The organism is Nocardia sp. JMUB6875 (assembly GCF_041154655.1).
In the GTDB taxonomy this organism is placed as follows: Bacteria; Actinomycetota; Actinomycetes; order Mycobacteriales; family Mycobacteriaceae; genus Nocardia.
In genome coordinates this window covers 1-18658 of record NZ_BAAFGR010000088.1, presented here as the reverse complement: position 1 = coordinate 18658, position 18658 = coordinate 1, and the positions used below count along the sequence as shown (strand labels likewise).

The following is an 18658-nucleotide window of genomic DNA, read 5'->3' as shown; positions in this document are numbered from 1 at the left end:
CAGGATCAGCTTGCGGCGGAGGCGCTTCGATGACCCTGGCTGCCGTAGAGTTCACGCGCCTCGGCCGGGGTCACCGTCTCGGCGCGGGTGGGAACACCGGCCTTCAGGTGCTGCTCCAGGATCTGCCCGGCCATCGGCGCGATGATCGGTGCGGCCAGGATCAAGCCCAGCTTGTTGAACAGCGTGAACATCCAAACCAGAATGCGGGCAACGGGTTTCACCAGGAAGTCCACGATGGCGGGCCGGTCGTAGCCGCCCAGCTTGCGCATCCACTTGGGCAGGGTGGCGATCGAGGCGAACGACAGCAGCCGGGCGCCGAGGGCGTAGGTCCAGCCCGCGCCGTTCTTCGGCGAGGTGAACAGCATCTGGTGCATGCCCTCCTGGGCGCGCTCCGAACTGCACAGGCTCGCACGGACATTCGCGTAGTACTCGCGCACGCCCTCGCGGGTCACCGGCACGTCCGCGGGCTTGCAGGTCTGCAGTTCGGCCGCGATCCGGCACTCCTGCCAGTAGCGGGCCTCCTCCTCGGGAGTCAGTCCGGGACCGAACATCTCGTAGGCCTTGAGCACCGAATGCCAGCCGGTGATGTGGATCCAGAGCTGGGTGTCGGGGGAGTTGGGGCTGTAGCGCCGCCCGGTGATCGGCTCGATGCCGGTGCTCTTGGAATGCACCTGCATCAGGTGCTCGGAGGCCTGGATGGCGGTGCGCGAATCGCCGATCGCCACGATCAGGAAGTAGGCGAAGGTGGCGTCGAGGCGGCCGCGCGGATCGGAGTAGATCTTGCCGGTGTCGGCGACGGACGCGGTCAGGAACGGGTCGAAGAACTCCAGGGTGACCGCGCGCTGGAAGCCGATCACCGCGGTGGGCGAGGTCCAGACTTTCCAGCTCGGCGAATCCGGGCCGAAGAAGCCGTAGTCGTCGCGGCGGAGTGTGGTCGGATCGAAGGTCACTGGGGCTCCTCGCTGGGCTCGATCCCGTGCAATATGACGCAACCGTAGCAATTACTGGCGCTGAATACAACGGGCGCGTAGCTTTACTTGGGACGGGCGCGTGACCTCGGGAACCCGGATGTCAGAATGGGCCGGTGAAGGTGGAGCGGCAGTGAGCAAACCCCCTGCGACGGCGGATCGGCCGCGTCGGCGCTACGCGCCCAGATTGCCCCCCGAAGAGCGCCGAGCCCAGTTGCTCGACGCCGCCTTCGCGGTCCTGGAGAAGGCCGAACTGCACGAACTCAGCATGGAGGCCGTCGCCGCCGAGGCGGGCGTCGGCAAACCGGTGCTGTACACGGTCTTCAAGACCCGCGCCGACCTTGTCGCCGCGCTGCTGGAACGCGAACGCGAGCGTGCCCTCGAACAGGTCGCCGACACCCTGCCGACCGATCTGCTCGGCGCGGACCCGGTCGTGGCCGCCTCCGCCACGGTCGAGGCGTTCGTCGATGTGGCACTGAGCAATCCGACCCGCTGGCGGCTGCTGCTCGCCGGTCCCGGCAACGCCCCCGACGAATACCGCGAGGCCATCCGCAGCTCCCGCGCGGGCATCTTCGATCAGGCCGAGGCGCTGGTCCGGATCGGCCTGATCGCCGATCCGCGCTGGGCGGGAATGGATTCCGGCCTGATCACGAATTCCCTGCTCACCATCTCCGAAATGCTGGGGCGGCTGGCCGTCAGCGATCCGGACACCTATCCCCGCGAGCGCATCGAGGGCTTCGTCCAGGCCATCGTCCAGCTCCTCGTCGGCAGCGCGGCCTCGGCCTGATCGCGCCCCGCCGGACTAGCCGCGCCCGTTCTCGTTCAACTGCCGGGCCACCCGGGCGCTCATGAGCGTCGAGATCCCCGCCGGGGTCTGCGGGTCGTACCCGGTCAGCTCGGCGATCCGGGTGAGCCGGTAGGTCACCGTGTTCCGGTGCACGGAAAGCTCACGGGCCGTGCCGTTCTGGTTGAAGTCCTGCAGGATGAACACCTCGAGGGTCTCACTCAGTACCGGCTGCCCGTCGAGCGGATCGAGCACCCGCACCAGATTCCCGGCCGCCCCCGAGGTGGCGATGGCGTATTCGAAGACCATGTCCTCGCGCCGGCAGATCATGCCCGGCCGTCGCAGCGCCCGCCCGGTCTCGGCCAGCACCCGGGCCTCGGCGAAGGCCGCGGGCAGCCCGTCGCGGGTCGGGGCGGCCGAAACGCCCACCCAGATGGCGGGTTTCGCGGCCCGGGTCTTGGGCCGGAGGATCTCGGCGAGGCTGTCGATGGCGGCGCGTTCGTCGGCGGCCGAGCGCAGCGGCAGCAGCGTCGTCCAGCCGCCGCTGTCGCGGTAGAGAAAGCTGCCCGCTATCCCGGCCAGCCGCCGCCGCAACTCGGTCAGGATGCCGGGCGGCGCGTCGCCGAGCCGGATCACCGCCACCACATAGGCATCCACCAGCGTGACCGCCGCGTCCTCGGCCCATTCGTACGGATCCCCGCCGGTGAGCAGCGCTTCCGCGATGGCCCGATGCTGCTCGATCCGGTCGTAACGCGACTGCCGCACATCGTCGACACAGGCGTCGGCGATCCGGCTCGTCATCAGCGCCACGTACTGGGCCAGCCGGAACGCGCTCGTCGACGCGGTGACTGCCTCCTCCGCCGTGGGCGTCCCGACCACCTGATTCCATACGAACGTGAGCCCCACCCGGTAGTTGGTGAGCGCCTCGACCATGGGCATCCCGTCGCGGGTGAGCGAAACCGCCCGCGCCACCAGCGGTTCGGTATCGGCCTCGCTCGGCTCCTCCCCGGTGCGCAGGAACCGGAAGAACAGTTCGATATTCAGCTCGGCGGCGGGCAGGAAATCGGCGTCCATCATGGAGGTCGGCAGCACGTCATAGGGCGGTGCGCCGATCGCGAAGTTCGCGATCAGCGCGACCGCCCGCTCGTGCCAGGCATCGATGAACTTCTGGGCCTCGGCCATGAGACCTCCCTGCGTCGGTGTCAGGGAGTGACGATAGCGAAGTCCGGGTCCGGTTCGTCCAGGGCCGCCACCAGGCCGCCGAGCGCGGTCACATCGCCTTGCACCGACAGCTCGCCGCGCGCGACCGCGCCCGGGAAGTCCTTGTCCATCAACAGGATTCGGATCAGTGTCGGATGCGACAGCTCGAAGACGGCATCAGCGTCGGGCAGGCCGTCGCCCTCGAAGCGGTCGTAGTGCACCAGCAGGCCGTTGCTCATCTCGGTGCGGTGGACCCGGCCCTGATCGGTGATCCGCCAGTCCACGACCAGGCACAGATCCCAGGCCTTGGGCCCGTCCACCCGCAGCGCCATGGCGTCGAAGATCTGCTCGATGGTCAGCCCGAAGAGCATGGACGCGGCCGAACTCGACTTGGTCGGCGTGCCGAAGGTCCCGTTGCGCAGTTCGTACGCGCCGGAGAGATACACATTGCGCCAGGTGGAGGACTCCGCACCGTAGCCCAGCTGCTCGAAGGTGGCCGCCTGCATGGCCTTCGCCTCCGCGTTCTCCGGATCGGCGAAGATCACATAGTTCAGCAGCTGCGTGGCCCAGCGGTAATCGCCCGCGTCATAGGCGCTCTGGGCCTTGCGCAGGGTCTCGTCCACGCCGCCCATGCATTCCACGTGCCGCTTGGCGTTCTCCACCGGCGGGTGCTCCCACAGATGTGCCGGATTCCCGTCGTACCAGCCCATATACCGCTGATAGATGGCCTTCACATTGTGGCTGAGCGTGCCGTAGTACCCGCGGGTGTGCCAGGTGTTCTCGAGCGCGGGCGGCAGCGGGAAGTCCTCGGCGATCTCGGTGCCGACCAGGCCCTGATTCAGCCTGCGCAGCGTCTGATCGTGCATGTACCCGTACATGTCCCGTTGCAGCGCCATGAATTTCACGACCCGCTCGGTGCCCCAGGTAGGCCACAGATGCGAGGAGAACACCACATCGGAGTTGCGAGCGTAGCGGTTGATGGCCTCGGTGAGGTACTTGGCCCAGTTGTGGGCGTCGCGCACCAGCGCGCCGCGCAGGGTCAGCAGGTTGTGCATGGTGTGAATGGCGTTCTCCGCCATGCACAATGCGCGCTGCTCGGGCAGGAAGATGTTCATCTCGGCCGGGGCCTCGGTGTCGGGGGTCAGCTGGAACACCAGCCGCACGCCGTCCACGGTCACCTCCTGCCCGCTCGCCACGATGTCGAGGGTGGGCGCGATGATCCCGGCGGTGCCGACCGGAATCGTCTGTCCCAGTGCGGTTCCCACGGTGCCCTTGATCCCGCGCGGCAGGGCGGTACCGAACATGTATCCGGCCCGGCGGGCCATGGCGGTGCCCGCGAAGATGTTCTCGGCGACCGCGTGCTCGAGGAAACCCTCCGGGGCGATCACCGGGCAGCGGCCCGAGGCCGCGTCCTCGGCGGTGATGACGCCCTCCGCGCCGCCGAAGTGGTCGATGTGGGAGTGGGTGTAGATCAGGCCGGTGACCGGCCGGTGCGCACGATGGTCGCGGTAGAGCGCGAGCGCGGCCGCGGCGGTCTCGCGGGTGGTGAGCGGGTCGATGATGACGACGCCGGTCTCGCCCTCGATGAGCGTCATGTTCGAGATGTCGAAGCCGCGAACCTGGTACACGCCCGGCACCACCTCGAACAGCCCCTGCTGCGAGGCGAGTTCGGACTGCCGCCACAGGCTCGGATGCACCGAATAGGGACAGTCGCCGCCCAGGAAGTCGTAGGAATCCCCGTCCCACACCGTGTTTCCCGCGTCATCGGTGATCACGCCCGGTTCCAGCCGCGCGATGAGCCCGCGGGCGGCGTCGGCGAAATCGGCGTCGTCCGCGAACGGCAGCTCGGACTGCGCGCGCTGGTTGGCGGCGATGATGTGGGCGGTGGGTTCGCTGGCCTCGGTCATCTTCGACATCTCCTCGGCAATGGTGGATGACTCCACGCTAACAGTTATTGCAGTTGCACTGCAATAAGAAGACGCTGTGAAATGCCGATCGCCGGGACTACCATGCCCGCATGACGGTTGGCACCGACCTGCCCAAACCCGAAGTCCTCTTCGACCTGGATGTCTGGTTGCATCGCTGGCCGGCCAGTGTGTACGCCACTGAATTGCATTACGGCGTACTGGTTTTCACCGGCTGCGACCAGTTCGACGAGCGGGATGCCGAGATCGCCCGGCGCACGTACCCGGGCCGGCGCGTCCTCATCGACGACACCGGCAAGCTCGAGGTGCATCCGGCGGGTGACGGCCCGCCGGTCTCGATCTTCGATCCCGCGCACCCGGCTCGCGCGGCGCACGCGTAGTCGCACTCCCGGTCCGCCGCGGGTGTCCCGCGACACTCCCGGTGTGAGAAGTGACCCTTGCCACACCGTGGTACACGCGCGTACCGTTCTGCTGGTACGCAGAGGTACCAGGCTGGGAGATGCCGCATGACCACAGTGACACTGCCCGACGGACCAACCACACCGGCCTTCGTGCAGGCCGTCGAGATCCTGGCCGGACGCACCCGGACCTGGCGGCGGCTGCACGCGAAATACGGGTCGGCGTTCATGGTCAAGATGCCGCGCTTCGGACCGACGCTGGTGCTCTCGGACCCGGCCGAGGTGAAGGCGCTGTTCACCACGCACACCGATCTGGTCGACAATATCGACGCCAACCTCGGCCAATTCCTCGGTCCCGGTTCGCTTTTCTCGCTGCGCGGCGAGGAGCACCGCAAGGAGCGCAAGCTGCTCACCCCGCCCTTCCACGGGCGGCGGCTGGCGGTCTACGAATCGCTAATCGAGGAGGAGGCCGTTCGCGAGATGGCGTCCTGGCCGTCGGGGCGCGAGTTCGCGACCATGGACTCGATGATGCGGATCACGCTGAACGTCATCCTGCGCGCGGTCTTCGGGGCCGAGGGCGCGGAATTCGACCAATTGCGGGCGCTGCTGCCGAAACTCGTGCTGGTGGGGTCCGCGCTGGCGGCGCTTCCGGTGCCGCGCAAGCTGTTCGGGCGCTTCGGGCCGTGGGCGAAGTTCGCGGCCTATCGCGCCGAATACGACCGGATCGTGCGACGGCTCATCGAGCGCGCGGCCGCCGACCCGGACCTGAGCGAGCGCGACGACGTGCTGGCCATGCTGCTGCAGGCCCGCTACGACGACGGTTCGGCCATGACGCACAGCGAGATCGCCGACGAACTGCTCACCCTGCTCACCGCCGGGCACGAGACCACGGCCACCTCGCTGTCGTGGACCATCGAACGGCTGCGGCGGCACCCGCACATCCTCGAGCGCCTCGTCGCCGAGATCGACGCCGGCGGTTCCGAACTGCGCGAGGCGGTGCTGCTCGAGACACAGCGGGTGCGGCCGGTCATCGACGCCACCGCGCGCAAGGTGCGGGCGGAATCGCTGCAGTTGGGGCGGTGGACGCTGCCGCGCGGGCAGGGCGTGATGGTCAGCATCCGGTTGATGCACGACAATCCCGAATTGTTCAGCAACCCTCGGGATTTCGATCCGGATCGATTCCTCGGGAAGCGGCCGGGGACGTTCAGTTGGATTCCGTTCGGCGGCGGCGCGCGGCGCTGCATCGGGGCGGCGTTCGCGACCATGGAGATGAATGTGGTGTTGCGGGTGCTGCTGCGGGATTTCACCCTGGAGCCCACCGATGCGCCGGATGAGCGCACCCACTTCCGCGGTGTCGCACTGGTTCCCGCGAAGAAGGGGCGGGCGGTCGTGTACCGGCGAGCGGCGCGGCCCACGGTGGCCGAGCCCGCGGCCGAGGACGCCGCGACGCCCGGAAACGGCGAGAACCAGGACGCGCGAGGCGAGCAGGTGACGGCGTGAGCGAGCAGGTGGCAGACGTCGGGCGGGGGATCGAACTCACCTATGAGCGGCAGGGACAAGGGGTTCCGCTGCTGCTGATCGCCGGGCTGGGGCAGCAGAAGCACGAATGGCACGACGGGCTGGTGACGCTGCTGGCCGAGCGCGGCTACGACGTGGTGCGCTTCGACAACCGCGATGTCGGCAAGTCCACCCACCTCCGCTTCCGGCCGCCGGGCCCGGCCCAGCTGCTGCGGAAGCGGTGGGACCCAAAGCAATACGATCTCGGCGATATGGCCCTCGACACCCTCGGGCTGCTGGACGCGCTGGGCTGGGAGCGGGCGCATCTGGCCGGGATGTCCATGGGCGGCATGATCGCCCAGACCGTCGCCGCCCGGTATCCAGCGCGGGTGTCGTCGCTGACCTCGATCTTCTCGACCACCGGCGCGGCCAGGGTGGGGCGGCCCGCGCTGTCGACGTGGGGCCGCATGTTCAGCAAGCCCGCCAATACCCGCGACGAGCACACCGACGCCGCCGTCCGGATGTACCGGCACATCGGCTCGGCCGGATTCCCGTTGGACGAGGCCAGGATTCGCGCCACCGCCGGAACCACCTGGGACCGTGATCCGCGACCGGCCGCGGGCGTCGGACGCCAGCTGGGGGCCATCATGAAGTCCGGTGATCGGACCCGGGAGCTGCGGACCATCACCGCGCCCACCCTGGTGCTGCACGGCGACCGCGACCGCATGGTCAACCCGAGCGGCGGCGCGGTCACCGCGGCGGCCGTGCCCGGCGCGCGCCTGCACACCCTGCCCGGCATGGGGCACGATCTGCCCGAGGCTCTGTGGCCCACCCTGGCCGAACTCATCGACACCCATATCCGCACAACTGAATCCAGGAGTTCCGATGCCCCGAAGCACTAGGCCCTTGTCCGGCCACCCGGTCATGATCACCGGTGCGGCCTCCGGAATCGGGCGGGGACTGGCCCAATTGCTGTCCCGCCGCGGTTCGCCGGTGGCCATCGCCGATATCGATGAAGACGGATTGAAGCAGACCGCCGCCGCGTTGAGCGGGCCGGTGCTGACCCGGGTGCTGGATGTCAGCGATGCCGCCGAGCAGGTCGCCTTCGCCGAGGAGGTCCGCGAATGGCTGACCGCGCCGCTGGCGGCGGTGTTCAACAATGCCGGGGTGGCGGTGGCGTCCTCGGTGCTGGAATCGGTGCCGCAGGACGATGAATGGTTGCGGCGCATCAACTTCGACGGGGTCGTGAACGGGACGCGGGCGTTCCTGCCGCTCCTGGTCGAGCAGGACAGCGGCGTGATCGTCAACACCTCCAGCGTGTACGGGCTCGCCGGGATGCCGTACCAAAGCGCCTACTGTGCCGCGAAATTCGCGGTGCGCGGGTTCACCGACGCTTTGCGGCAGGAACTTCGGGGCACCGGGGTCTCCGCGGTGACCGTGCATCCGGGCGGCATCAAGACCAATATCGCCCGCAACGGCCGGGTCCGGAAGGATCCGGAGGGCAGGGGTCGCACCCATGAGCAGATGGCCGCGGAATTCGAGGCCATGGCCATGACATCGCCGGAGAAGGCGGCCGAAATCATCTGTCGCGGAGTCGAACGCGGCAAGGCGCGCATTCTCGTCGGGCCGGACGCGTACATGTTCGACATCCTCACGCGGGTGTCGCCGACGCACTACTTCGATGTGCTGGCGGTCGTGATGGGTGCGGTGCGCGGCCGCGCCGCGAAGGGGGCGGGACGATGACCGAACACGTGAACGTGCTGATCGTGGGCGCGGGACTGTCGGGAATCGGTGCGGCGCACCATCTTCAGGACGCGTTCCCGTCCCGCAGCTACGCCATCTTCGAGGCGCGGGACGCCATGGGCGGCACCTGGGATCTGTTCCGGTATCCGGGGGTGCGGTCCGACTCGGACATGCACACCCTCGGGTACCGGTTCCGGCCGTGGGTGGCCGCGGAGGCCATCGCGGACGGGCCCGCCATCCTCGACTACATCCACGCGACCGCCGCCGAGGCCGGGATCGATCGGCGAATTCGATACGGGCACAAGGTGACCGGCGCGTCCTGGTCGTCGGAGGAGGCGCGCTGGACGGTGGGCTTCGAGCATGACGGCCAGACCTCGACCATCACCTGCCATTTCCTCTACCTGTGCAGCGGGTACTACCGCTACGACGAGGGCTACATCCCCGAGTTCGCCGGAATCGACGACTTCCGCGGGCAGGTCGTGCATCCGCAGCACTGGCCCGCCGAACTCGATTACGCCGGAAAACGTGTCGTGGTGATCGGCAGCGGCGCGACCGCGGTCACCCTGGTTCCGGCCATGGCGCGCACGGCCGGGCACGTCACCATGCTGCAGCGGTCGCCGTCCTACATCCTGACGGTGCCGACCGTGGACGGGATCGCCACCAAACTGCGGGAGAAGCTCGGCGACCGCCGCGCCTACACCATCACCCGCTGGAAGAACGTGGCGGTCAGCACCCTGATCTATCAGCTGAGCCAGCGGCGACCGGCCATGATGCGCAAGTTCTTCCGCAATCTGGCCATCAAGCAGCTGCCCGAGGGCTACGACGTCGACACGCACTTCAAGCCCACCTACAACCCGTGGGATCAGCGGTTGTGCCTGGTGCCGGACGGGGATCTGTTCCGGGCCATCCGCGACGGGCGGGCGTCGGTGGCGACCGATCGCATCGACCGGTTCACCGCGGACGGCATCAAGCTCGAATCCGGTGCCGAACTGCCCGCCGACATCGTGGTGACCGCGACCGGGCTGGACCTGCTCGCGCTGGGCGGCATCGTGCTGACCGTCGACGGCAAGGAGATCGCGCCGCCGGACACCATCGCCTACAAGGGGATGATGCTCAGCGGGGTGCCGAATTTCGCGTTCACCATCGGCTACACCAATGCCTCCTGGACGCTCAAGGCCGACCTGGTCGCCGAGTTCGTCTGTAGGTTGTTGCGGCACATGGATGTTCGCGGCTACGCGCAGGCGACGCCGTGGCCGGATCCGACCGTGACCACCGCGCCGCTGCTCGACTTCCAGGCCGGATACGTGCTGCGGGCCATCGACCGCTTCCCCAAGGCCGGATCGCGGGCGCCCTGGCGGCTGGGCATGAACTACGCCCAGGACGTGATTACCTTGCGGCACGGCAAGATCGAGGACGGCACCATCCGCTTCGGCCGCCGCCCGTCGCGACCGGCGGCACTGTCCGCCGACCCGGAACAGGTCACCGCCTGACCCGCCGAGAGCGTCGCGGCGGCCGAGCTTCCGGAAAGCTCGACACGCCGTGGCGCTCACGGCGACCCGCCGCGGCGCTCGGGGAGATGGGAGAAACTACGCTGATGCCCGTGACCAGTGCTGACGCGACCACGACGGCCGCGGCCGCCGCCAGCGCCGAGCCGGCCGACGACGCCGTGTCGAATGACTCCGTGTCCGCCAATGACTCCGTGTACCGGCGGCGGCTGCTGGACGCCATGGCCGACGCCGTGCGTGAGCGCGGGTACAAGGACGCCACCGTCGCCGACGTGGTGCGCATCGCGCGCACCTCGCGGCGCACGTTCTACGAGCACTTCGCTGACAAGCAGGACTGCTTCGTGGCGCTGCTGACCGAACGCAACAACGAGACGGTCGCGCAGATCTACGCGGCCGTCGACCCGACCGCGCCGTGGGATCGGCAGGTGCGCCAGGCCATCGAATCCTGGATTGAGGCGTCGCGGGAGGACACCTCCATAACCCTCGCGTGGATCCGTGATACTCCGGCGCTGGGGGAGCGGGCGCGGCAGCTGCATCGTGACGCGGCCGAGGCGTTCATCGCGCTGATCCAGAACCTCACCGCCACACCGGAATTCCAATCGGCGGGGCTGCATCCGCCGGGTAGGCAGATGGCGACGATCCTCTACGGCGGGTTCCGGGAGCTCATCGCCTCCACCGTGGAGGACGGCGGCGATATCACCGAAATCATCGGTGTGGCAGTGGAAACCGCGCTCGCGCTGGTCGGGCCCCGGTACGAGGCCTAGCCGTCAGTCGTTGCGGGCACAGCCGTCGGTCGTTGCGGGCGCAGTCGTCAGTCGGTGCGGGGCCGGGCGCGGAAATGCGCGCGCTCGCCCTGTTTGCCGAAGAGGCTGAGGAATTCGACCGGCTGGTCATCGGCCGCGCCGAACCAGTGCGGTTCGCGGGTGTCGAATTCGGCGGCCTCGCCGGGCTCCAGGATCAGATCGTGCTTGCCGAGGATGAAGCGCAGCCTGCCGTTGAGGACGTAGAGCCACTCGTAACCCTCGTGCGTCTGCGGATTCGGTTCGGTGTGACCGGGTTTCGGCTGCATGATCACCTTGAACGCCTGGATGCCGCCGACCCGGCGGGTCAGGGGCAGCATCTGCATGCCGTGGCGGGTGATCGGGCGCATGTGCACGCGCGGGTCGCCGGTCGGCGGGGCGTCCACCAGTTCGTCGAGGGTGACATTGTGCGCGCGGGCCAGGGGGAGCAGCTGCTCGAGGGTCGGGCGGCGCGCGCCGGACTCCAGGCGGGAAAGGGTGCTGACCGAGATGCCGGTCTCGGCGGACAGCTCGGCGAGCGTCGTTTCCCGCTGTTTGCGCAGTTCACGCAGGCGCGGGCCGACGCCGTCGAGCGCGCGATCGGTTTCCTCGCTCATTGATCCAGGTCCTCGCTCATGGCTCTAGTTTGCCATATCGGCAAAGAAGGTTGCCGATATGGCCGGGCTGCCCGCAGAGTCGTCGGGGAGGAGGTGGTCATCAATGACCGATCAGCTGAACAGCAGCTATGACGTGGTGGTGGTCGGCGGCGGCGCCGCGGGACTGAACGGGGGACTGATGCTCGCCCGGGCGCGGCGCTCGGTGGCGGTGATCGATTCGGGCAAGCCGCGCAACGCGCCCGCCGACAGGGTGCACGGGCTCTTCGCGCGCGAAGGGGTACCGCCGACGGAACTGGTGGTCCGCGGGCGCGACGAGGTGCGGCAGTACGGTGGCGCGGTGGTGTCGGGTGAGGTGAGCGGAATCGTCAGGGACGGAGACGAATTCGTCGTCACCCTGGCCGACGGCGGCTCGACCCGGGCCCGGCGGCTGCTGGTGACTTCCGGTCTGGTGGACGAACTTCCGCCGATTCCAGGGCTGCGGGAGCGGTTCGGCCGCGATGTCGTGCACTGCCCGTACTGCCACGGTTGGGAGGTGCGCGATCGGGCCATCGGCGTACTGGGGCTGGGGCCCATGGGGATTCACCTGGCGTTGCTGTTCCGGCAGTGGAGTTCCGATGTCGTGTACTTCGCGCACACCAATACGCCGCCGACCGCGGAGGAGGCGGAGCAGTTGGCGGCCAGGGGGATTCGCGTCGTGACCGGTGAGATCGCGGCCGTCGAGGTGGCCGAGGACCGGATCACCGGCGTGCGCCTGGCCGACGGCGACGTCGTGGCCCGGGAGATCCTGGCCGCGCCCACCCGCATGGTCGCCCGTGCCGGATTCCTCGCCGACCTCGGGCTGATCGCGACCGAACATCCCAGCGGCGTGGGCGAATACATTCCCGCCGATGCCACCGGCCGCACCGAGATCCCGGGTGTCTGGGCGGCGGGCAATGTGGTCGACCTGTCGGCTCAGGTGGGCGCCGCGGCGGCCGCCGGTGCCATGGCCGGGGCGCAGATCAATGCCGACCTGGTGGCCGAGGACACCCGGCGCGCCGTCGAGGAGTACCGCGCGCTGCGGGTGAGCTAGCCCTGCGGGGTGAGGATCGCCGGGAGCGCACCGAAGCGCAGGGCCGCGCCGAGATTGTCGGCGGTGTCCTTGGTGAAGTTCCCGGTGATCTGGGTCTGGCCGCCGGTGATCGCGCTCTGGATCACCGGGGCCGACACCACCTGCGAGTCGACCTCGAAGGCGAACTGCTTGCCGATGTTCGCCACCGAATACTGCGCGAACTGGCGGGCTCCGGCGTCGGTGAAGGTCACGTTCACGCCGTAGCGGGCCGTGCGGGTGTCCATGCCGCCCTTGGCATCGGCGATCTCGCGGCCGTCGATGACCGAGGGGCCCAGCAGGTACGCGGCGTCGCCGGTGTTCGCGCAGGTCACGAACGGCAGCGTGGCATCGTCGCCGCCCTGCAGCGGTTCGGGCAGGCGGCAATCGAATCCGGCGAGCGTGGCGGCCTGGACGGCCGGGTCGGTGCTCTGCCGGATCTCCTTGAGCGGCATGGGTTTCACGCCGGTGGGTTGAAAGATCCTGGTGGACAGGACCGGTCGCATCAGGACCCGGCCGGTCTTGCCGAGCAGTCGCGCCGCCGTACCGTCGTCCCCGGCCACGGTGATGGTCATCATGTCGGCGTCGACGGTGACGGTGGTCTTGCCCAATCCCAGGCCCTGGGCCCGCTTCTCGACCAGTTGCCGGGCTTGATCCATGGTCCCAGCCGACGGAATCGCGCCCTCGGCGGTGCGTGCCATGAACGCGACCGGGGTGCCCGGCTTGTCCTTTCCGCCGCACGCACTCGCCACGGTCACGGCCGCCAAACCGACCAGCACAGCACCGATACCGCGACGCAACGACCTCGACAATCTCATCCGGACCCCTTCGTGACGAGTGACCCCGAGATGATAAACACCCGTGCGCCACAACGCCCGATCGAAGGTCAGGAGGTGGCGCGGAAAGCGGTGAGCAGCATGGTGGTGAGCTCGTCGAGGTAGTCCGGTTCGGGCGGGTCGGCGACGATGGTGAGCCGCCAATAGAGCGGGCCGAGCAGGAAATCCAGTGCCAGCGACAGATTGAGGTCCGCGGGGAGCTCGCCGCGATCGATGCCGCGCCGGAGCAGTTCGGCCGCGCGCTCCCGCCGCGCACCGCCGACGCCCTCGGACAGGCTCGCCGCCAGTGTCGGTTCGCGGGCCGCCTCGGCGAAGAGGTCGGGAATGATCTTCGAGGCCAAGGGATGCCGGAGCCCGTCGGCCGCCGCGCCCAAGTAGGCGCGTAGATCGCCGCGCAGGGTTCCGGTGTCCGGGGTGTCGGCCGCGGCGACGGCGACCTTGGTGATCAAGTCCTCGGCCATGGCCTGTTTGGAGGTCCAGCGGCGGTAGACCGCGGCCTTGCCCGCGCCCGCGCGCCGGGCCACGGCCTCGATGGACAGGCGGCCGTACCCGACCGCCGCGAGCTCCTCGAAGAAGGCCTTCGTGAGTGCGTCGGTCAGCTCGTCCTGGAGGACCGGGCCGCCGGAGGTGCGGCGTGTGGGGGTGGGCATGGGTCTCACAATAGCACGAGACGGAACGGTTGCGTCTCGATTGGATCAGGTCTATCGTTCCTGGCATAGCCGAGACGGAACCGTTCCGACTCGATGACTGAGAGCGAAGAAATCATGAAGTTCCTCTTCGACGACGAGTCCTTCTCCTTCGAGACGCTGCGGACCGCCTGCTTCGCCAACTACGGCGGCGCGGATCTGGGGGAGATCCTCGTGACCGCCCGCGCCATCGCCGATGGGGACGAGGCGTCCTGGCATCGGGAGTGGAAGGCCACGGCGGCGCGGGTCGAGGTGGCCGGGCGGCAGGCGCTGGCCGCCGGGCATCGGGTCAGTGCTCGCGAGGCGCTGCTGCGGGCGTCGAACTACTACCGCAACAGCGAGTTCTACCTGCGCGATGATCCTTTCAACGATGCCGACGTCAAGGATGCGTCGCAGCGCGCCCGGATCACCTTCGCCGATGCGGCGGCACTGATGGACCGCCCGGTCGAGGCCGTCGCCATTCCGTACGAGGGCACCACGCTGCCGGGGTATCTATTCCTGGTCGACGACTCCGGAACCCCGCGTCCCACGGTCATTTTCACCAGCGGTTTCGATTCCATCGTCGAGGAGGCGTACTTCGCGCTCGCGGCGGCGGCGCTGAGCCGGGGATACAACTGCCTGGCCTACGACGGGCCCGGGCAGGGTGCGGCGCTGCGCGAACAGCGCCTGTTCTTCCGGCCCGACTGGGAGAACGTGATCACGCCGGTGGTCGATTACGCGCTGACCCGGACCGAGATCGACGGCGACCGAATCGCGTTGTACGGCTACAGCCTCGGCGGATTGCTGGTGCCCCGGGCCGCCGCCTTCGAACACCGCATCGCCGCGGTGGTGGCCGACGGCGGGCTCTACGACTACGGCGCCTTCAACCTGCGCAATGTTCCGCAGTTCCTGCGGGAGTGGGTGATGGACGGTCGTGACGATCTGGTCGAGCCGGTGGTCAGGATGATGATGGCCCAGCACACCGCGCTGCGCTGGGCATTGCGCAATGGGGTGTGGACCTTCGGGGCGGACTCGATCTCGGATTACGTGCGCCGCACCGAGGCGTACAACCTGGCCGGGGTCGCGGAGTCGATCACCGCGCCGACGCTGGTATTCGATCCGGAGAACGACATCTTCGCCGGCGAGCCGGAACGGCTGTACCGGGCGCTGACCTGCCCGGCCACGTTGATCCGGATGCCGGAGAACGAGGGCGGCGGTGAGCACTGCTGCTATGGCGGGCGGGCGACGATGCATCGGCACATGTTCGATTGGCTCGACGAAACCCTCTCCGCGTAAACAACTTCGAGAAATATCGGATCGGAAGACACCCACCATGAACACTGCCGCCCTCTCCCTCATCGACCGCATCGACAATGCCCTCGGCACCGCCGGTGTCATCGTCGCCGGGATCGACGCCGACCAGTTGACCCGGGATTCGCTGTGCCCGGGCTGGGATATCGGCTTCGAGCTCAACCACCTCGTCGGCGGGATGCGCATCTTCGCCGCGGAACTCACCGGCACCGATCCCGGTGGCGACCATCACGATGACTGGCTCGGCGGCGACCATCGCGCGGCGTTCGCCGCCGCGGCGGAACTGGACCGTGCCGCCTGGGCGCGGCCCGGGGCGCTCGACACGACGATTCGCCTCGGCTTCGGAGAGGTGCCCGGGCCGATGGCGGCCGTGATCCATCTGACCGAAATCGTGGTGCACGGAATCGATTTGGCCGTTCTCACCGGGCAGGAACACCTCATCGACGAGGAGCAGGCCGAACATCTGCTCACCGTCATGCGGTCCATGGACTTCGACGCCTTCCGCCGGCCCGGCATGTTCGGCCCGGAGCGTCCCGTTCCCGCCGACGCCGTGGCGCACCGGCGGCTGCTGGGCTTTCTCGGCCGGGAATTCGACTGACCGCCACCGCGCCTGCCACCGTTTGCGCCCGCCTCCTGATGTGATTGCCGACAGTTGTCCGTCATCAGGAGGTGGGCGTGCATTTTGTCGTCGGAATTCTCGGGCTGCTGGGGTTTCTGCTGCTCGCGTGGCTGCCGAGCACCGACCGGGGCGCGGTGCGGACACGGGTGGGGCGGGTTGTGCTGTTGCTGGCGGTGCAATTCGGGTTGGGGTTTCTGTTGCTGAAGACCGGGGTGGGTGCGGCCGCGGTGCGGGTGGTCAGGGACGGATTCGACCATCTGCTCGCCTATGCGATGCAGGGGACCTCGTTCGTGTTCGGTGATCTGGTGAAGGTGGGGGCGGATACCTCCACCGGAGCGCCGATTCTGTTCACCGTGCTCATGCCGATCGTCTTCGTGTCCATGGTGATCGGGATACTTCAGTATCTGCGGGTGCTGCCGCTGGTGATTCGCTATCTGGGGCAATTGCTGGCGTGGGTGTCCGGGTACGGGCGGGTGGAGTCGTTCAATGCGGTGGCGGCGGCGATTCTCGGGCAGTCCGAGGTGTTCATCTCGCTGCGGAATCTGTTGCCGCGGTTGCCGGAAAGGCGAATGGTCACCCTCGCGTTGTCGGCCATGTCGACGGTGTCGGCGTCCATTCTGGGGGCGTACATGATGCTCATCGACGCGAAATACGTGCTGCTCGGGATCGCGCTCAATATGTTCGGTGCGTTCGTGGTGGCCAGCCTGATGAATCCGTACACCGTGACGGCCTTCGAGGACGCGGAAGTGCTTGCCGCGCATCCGGAATCCGTGGACGGGCCGCAATCGTTCTTCGGCATGCTGGCCGACTACATTCTCGTCGGATTCCGGGTGGCGTTCACCGTCGCCGCCATGCTGATCGGGTTCATCGCATTGCTGGCCATGTTGAACGGGATTTTCGCGGCGCTGTTCGATGGCACCACCTTTCAGGAGTTGATGGGGCATGTCTTCGCGCCGCTGGCGTTCATGACCGGAATTCCCTGGCACGAGGCCGATGCCGCGGGCGGGTTCATGGGGACCAAACTCGTATCCAACGAGATCGTGGCCATGACCGAGTTGAGTCGGCATCGGGAGGGATTGTCGGACCGCACCATCGCGATCGTCTCCACGTACCTGGTGTCGTTCGCGAATTTCTCCACGATCGGGATCGTGGTCGGGGCGGTCCGTACGTTGAATACGCATCAGGGTGCGGTGATTGCCCGGTGGGGGTTGCGGCTGCTGTACAGCGCCACGCTCGTCAGTTTCCTGAGCGCGACCATCGTGGGCCTGATCGCGTGACGTTGTCAGCCGGGGCGTTCACCCGCACATGGCGAGTTGGATGAATGCGTGCAGGGCATGGTCGATGGGATGGGGCTGCGGAATCCCGTTGGCGTCGAATCGGTTCCAGCGTTGCAGGTTCACCGCGAGCGAGAATCGGCGGCGGCCGTCGGCGCTGATCATGGAGACGGCTCCGCCGCCCCAGACGGAACCGTCGTGGCCCCAGCAGGTTCTGCGCCCGGGCAGCGTGAACCGGTGCAGGCCCAGGCCGTAATCGACGAGCTTGCCCTCGAAGGAGACGACCGGGCCGGTGCGCTGCATCTGCGCCAAGGACTCCGGGCTGACGATCTCGCCCGCCAGCAGCAGGCCGAAGAAGTGGTTCAGGTCCGAGACGGTGGAGATCAGCGAGGCCGCCGGGCCGACGAACGACATATCGAAGACGCTGAAGTCGCGGGGCGGCTCGAACATGCCGAACCAGGACTCGTAGTGCAGCGAATGTGGGCCATCGATCTGTGTTCCGGTGGGGAGCTCGGTGTTTCGCAGCCCGGCGCGCTCGATCACGTCGTGGGTGATGTACTGTTCGGCGGTCTCGCCGGTCACCTTCTCCAGGAGTTGGCACAGGAGAAAGTAATTGGTGTTCGAGTACACACCCGGGGTGCTGCCCGGGGCTCCGGTGGCGGGTGCGTCGACGCCCAGGGCGATTATCTTCACCGGGTCGAAACGCGTGAACCTGTTGTCCTCGAAGCTTTCCGGCGTCGTCTTCGCGACGGCGGGGAAGGCCGCGAGGGAAGTGTAAGCGTACGGAAGGTATTCGGCGAGGCCGCTGGTGTGGCTGATCAGCATCCGGACGGTGATCTGCCGGCCGCGTTCGCCGGGCACGAGGTGCGGCAGATAGCGGCCGATCGGCGCGTCGAGATCTATTGCGCCACTTTCGACTTGGCGTAGTACCGCAGCGGCCGTGAAGGATTTGGTGATGCTGCCGACCCGGTGCCGCATATCGGCGGTGACGGGCCGCCCGGTGGCGAGATCGGCGACTCCGGCTGCGCCGCACCAGATCTGGTCGCCGTCGCGGACCTCGGTGAACACCCCGGGCACGCCTGCGTCATGGATGGCTTCCAGTCCGATCTGAAGCTTGTCGGTATCGAGTGAGTCGGTCACGGTAGATGTCCTGTCGCTGTCGACGAATGATGCGCTCACCACTATCGACCGCCCACCCCCGCGATTTATTGAACGAATTTTCCCCAAGCCCGATACCGCTGCCGCGCGATGCTCGGCAGATGATTCGCCGCCACCCCCCGCGGCGTACTCCCCGCGAAAGCCGCCACATCCCTGCACAAATGCGCCTGATCGCTATACCCGCACTCCACCGCCACCTCGGCCACCGCCCCACCCCCCAACAACCCATCCACCGCATGCCGAAACCGCACCAACATCGCAGCCCGCTTCGGCGTCAACCCAATCTGCCCCTCGA

General features: G+C 68.0%; 19 protein-coding genes. 11 read left to right on the top strand and 8 right to left on the bottom strand.

Annotated elements, in window-relative coordinates; genetic code table 11:
- Nucleotides 1-5: 5 nt before the first annotated feature.
- On the bottom strand, nt 6-950 hold the full coding sequence (locus ACAM49_RS22495; RefSeq protein WP_369637518.1) for an oxygenase MpaB family protein: 945 nt from the start codon (nt 948-950) through the stop codon (nt 6-8).
- Nucleotides 951-1101: 151 nt separating this feature from the next.
- On the opposite strand from ACAM49_RS22495, the gene ACAM49_RS22490 reads away from it, so the two are divergent.
- Entirely contained in the window at nt 1102-1755 is a 654-nt protein-coding gene (locus ACAM49_RS22490) for a TetR/AcrR family transcriptional regulator (RefSeq protein WP_369637517.1), read from the top strand.
- A 15-nt stretch (nt 1756-1770) separates the two neighbouring features.
- On the opposite strand, the gene ACAM49_RS22485 is transcribed toward ACAM49_RS22490, so the two are convergent.
- Both ACAM49_RS22485 and ACAM49_RS22480 read right to left on the bottom strand, forming a co-directional pair.
- Nucleotides 1771-2934 (bottom strand): PucR family transcriptional regulator, encoded by a 1164-nt coding sequence (locus tag ACAM49_RS22485; protein WP_369637516.1) that lies wholly within the window; start codon nt 2932-2934, stop codon nt 1771-1773.
- A 20-nt stretch (nt 2935-2954) separates the two neighbouring features.
- Nucleotides 2955-4859: an alkyl/aryl-sulfatase gene (locus ACAM49_RS22480; RefSeq protein ID WP_369637534.1), complete on the bottom strand. Its 1905-nt coding sequence runs from the start codon at nt 4857-4859 to the stop codon at nt 2955-2957.
- Nucleotides 4860-4969: 110 nt separating this feature from the next.
- Between ACAM49_RS22480 and ACAM49_RS22475 the strand changes: the two genes are divergently transcribed.
- The 6 genes from ACAM49_RS22475 (at nt 4970) to ACAM49_RS22450 (ending at nt 10784) form a co-directional block, all read left to right on the top strand.
- Nucleotides 4970-5257, top strand: a complete 288-nt coding sequence (locus ACAM49_RS22475; RefSeq protein ID WP_369637515.1) for a hypothetical protein — start codon at nt 4970-4972, stop codon at nt 5255-5257.
- A 126-nt stretch (nt 5258-5383) separates the two neighbouring features.
- Nucleotides 5384-6775, top strand: coding sequence for a cytochrome P450 (locus ACAM49_RS22470; protein WP_369637514.1), 1392 nt, complete (start codon nt 5384-5386; stop codon nt 6773-6775).
- Complete coding sequence (locus tag ACAM49_RS22465; RefSeq protein WP_369637513.1) at nt 6772-7674, top strand: alpha/beta fold hydrolase; 903 nt, start codon at nt 6772-6774, stop codon at nt 7672-7674. The genes ACAM49_RS22470 and ACAM49_RS22465 overlap by 4 nt, the downstream gene beginning before the upstream one ends.
- The gene (locus ACAM49_RS22460) at nt 7658-8515 is read left to right on the top strand and encodes an SDR family NAD(P)-dependent oxidoreductase (RefSeq protein ID WP_369637512.1); all 858 of its coding nucleotides are present in this window, start codon (nt 7658-7660) and stop codon (nt 8513-8515) included. The genes ACAM49_RS22465 and ACAM49_RS22460 overlap by 17 nt, the downstream gene beginning before the upstream one ends.
- Entirely contained in the window at nt 8512-10005 is a 1494-nt protein-coding gene (locus tag ACAM49_RS22455; protein WP_369637511.1) for a flavin-containing monooxygenase, read from the top strand. Before ACAM49_RS22460 ends, ACAM49_RS22455 begins: the two co-directional genes overlap by 4 nt.
- A gap of 110 nt (nt 10006-10115) precedes the next feature.
- Nucleotides 10116-10784 (top strand): TetR/AcrR family transcriptional regulator, encoded by a 669-nt coding sequence (locus ACAM49_RS22450; protein WP_369637510.1) that lies wholly within the window; start codon nt 10116-10118, stop codon nt 10782-10784.
- A 47-nt stretch (nt 10785-10831) separates the two neighbouring features.
- On the opposite strand, the gene ACAM49_RS22445 is transcribed toward ACAM49_RS22450, so the two are convergent.
- A complete protein-coding gene (locus ACAM49_RS22445) occupies nt 10832-11416 on the bottom strand; it encodes a helix-turn-helix domain-containing protein (protein ID WP_369637509.1) in 585 nt (194 codons plus the stop codon).
- 103 nt (nt 11417-11519) lie between these two features.
- Between ACAM49_RS22445 and ACAM49_RS22440 the strand changes: the two genes are divergently transcribed.
- Nucleotides 11520-12485, top strand: a complete 966-nt coding sequence (locus ACAM49_RS22440) for an NAD(P)/FAD-dependent oxidoreductase (RefSeq protein WP_369637508.1) — start codon at nt 11520-11522, stop codon at nt 12483-12485.
- Here the strand turns inward: ACAM49_RS22440 and secD are convergent.
- Nucleotides 12482-13318, bottom strand: a complete 837-nt coding sequence (secD, locus tag ACAM49_RS22435) for a preprotein translocase subunit SecD (RefSeq protein ID WP_369637507.1) — start codon at nt 13316-13318, stop codon at nt 12482-12484. The genes ACAM49_RS22440 and secD overlap by 4 nt on opposite strands.
- Nucleotides 13319-13386: 68 nt before the next feature.
- Nucleotides 13387-13986, bottom strand: coding sequence for a TetR-like C-terminal domain-containing protein (locus ACAM49_RS22430; RefSeq protein ID WP_369637506.1), 600 nt, complete (start codon nt 13984-13986; stop codon nt 13387-13389).
- Between the two features lie 93 nt (nt 13987-14079).
- On the opposite strand from ACAM49_RS22430, the gene ACAM49_RS22425 reads away from it, so the two are divergent.
- The 3 genes from ACAM49_RS22425 (at nt 14080) to ACAM49_RS22415 (ending at nt 17208) form a co-directional block, all read left to right on the top strand.
- The gene (locus ACAM49_RS22425) at nt 14080-15297 is read left to right on the top strand and encodes an alpha/beta hydrolase family protein (RefSeq protein WP_369637505.1); all 1218 of its coding nucleotides are present in this window, start codon (nt 14080-14082) and stop codon (nt 15295-15297) included.
- 37 nt (nt 15298-15334) lie between these two features.
- Nucleotides 15335-15910, top strand: coding sequence for a TIGR03086 family metal-binding protein (locus tag ACAM49_RS22420; protein ID WP_369637504.1), 576 nt, complete (start codon nt 15335-15337; stop codon nt 15908-15910).
- A gap of 77 nt (nt 15911-15987) precedes the next feature.
- On the top strand, nt 15988-17208 hold the full coding sequence (locus ACAM49_RS22415; RefSeq protein WP_369637503.1) for a NupC/NupG family nucleoside CNT transporter: 1221 nt from the start codon (nt 15988-15990) through the stop codon (nt 17206-17208).
- Between the two features lie 18 nt (nt 17209-17226).
- Here ACAM49_RS22415 and ACAM49_RS22410 read toward each other — a convergent pair whose 3' ends face one another.
- Together ACAM49_RS22410 and ACAM49_RS22405 are read right to left on the bottom strand one after the other, a co-directional pair.
- Nucleotides 17227-18345, bottom strand: a complete 1119-nt coding sequence (locus ACAM49_RS22410; protein ID WP_369637502.1) for a serine hydrolase domain-containing protein — start codon at nt 18343-18345, stop codon at nt 17227-17229.
- Nucleotides 18346-18410: 65 nt separating this feature from the next.
- On the bottom strand, nt 18411-18641 hold the full coding sequence (locus tag ACAM49_RS22405) for a helix-turn-helix domain-containing protein (protein ID WP_369637533.1): 231 nt from the start codon (nt 18639-18641) through the stop codon (nt 18411-18413).
- Nucleotides 18642-18658 lie beyond the last annotated feature (17 nt).

Excerpts from the sequence above, each read along its gene's own strand:
- ACAM49_RS22485 (WP_369637516.1), bottom strand. The coding sequence starts at position 2,934 with ATGGCCGAGGCCCAGAAGTTCATCGATGCCTGGCACGAGCGGGCGGTC.
- ACAM49_RS22480 (WP_369637534.1), bottom strand. The coding sequence starts at position 4,859 with ATGACCGAGGCCAGCGAACCCACCGCCCACATCATCGCCGCCAACCAG.
- ACAM49_RS22475 (WP_369637515.1), top strand. The coding sequence starts at position 4,970 with ATGACGGTTGGCACCGACCTGCCCAAACCCGAAGTCCTCTTCGACCTG.
- ACAM49_RS22470 (WP_369637514.1), top strand. The coding sequence starts at position 5,384 with ATGACCACAGTGACACTGCCCGACGGACCAACCACACCGGCCTTCGTG.
- ACAM49_RS22460 (WP_369637512.1), top strand. The coding sequence starts at position 7,658 with ATGCCCCGAAGCACTAGGCCCTTGTCCGGCCACCCGGTCATGATCACC.
- ACAM49_RS22455 (WP_369637511.1), top strand. The coding sequence starts at position 8,512 with ATGACCGAACACGTGAACGTGCTGATCGTGGGCGCGGGACTGTCGGGA.
- ACAM49_RS22445 (WP_369637509.1), bottom strand. The coding sequence starts at position 11,416 with ATGAGCGAGGAAACCGATCGCGCGCTCGACGGCGTCGGCCCGCGCCTG.
- ACAM49_RS22440 (WP_369637508.1), top strand. The coding sequence starts at position 11,520 with ATGACCGATCAGCTGAACAGCAGCTATGACGTGGTGGTGGTCGGCGGC.
- secD (WP_369637507.1), bottom strand. The coding sequence starts at position 13,318 with ATGAGATTGTCGAGGTCGTTGCGTCGCGGTATCGGTGCTGTGCTGGTC.
- ACAM49_RS22430 (WP_369637506.1), bottom strand. The coding sequence starts at position 13,986 with ATGCCCACCCCCACACGCCGCACCTCCGGCGGCCCGGTCCTCCAGGAC.
- ACAM49_RS22425 (WP_369637505.1), top strand. The coding sequence starts at position 14,080 with ATGACTGAGAGCGAAGAAATCATGAAGTTCCTCTTCGACGACGAGTCC.
- ACAM49_RS22420 (WP_369637504.1), top strand. The coding sequence starts at position 15,335 with ATGAACACTGCCGCCCTCTCCCTCATCGACCGCATCGACAATGCCCTC.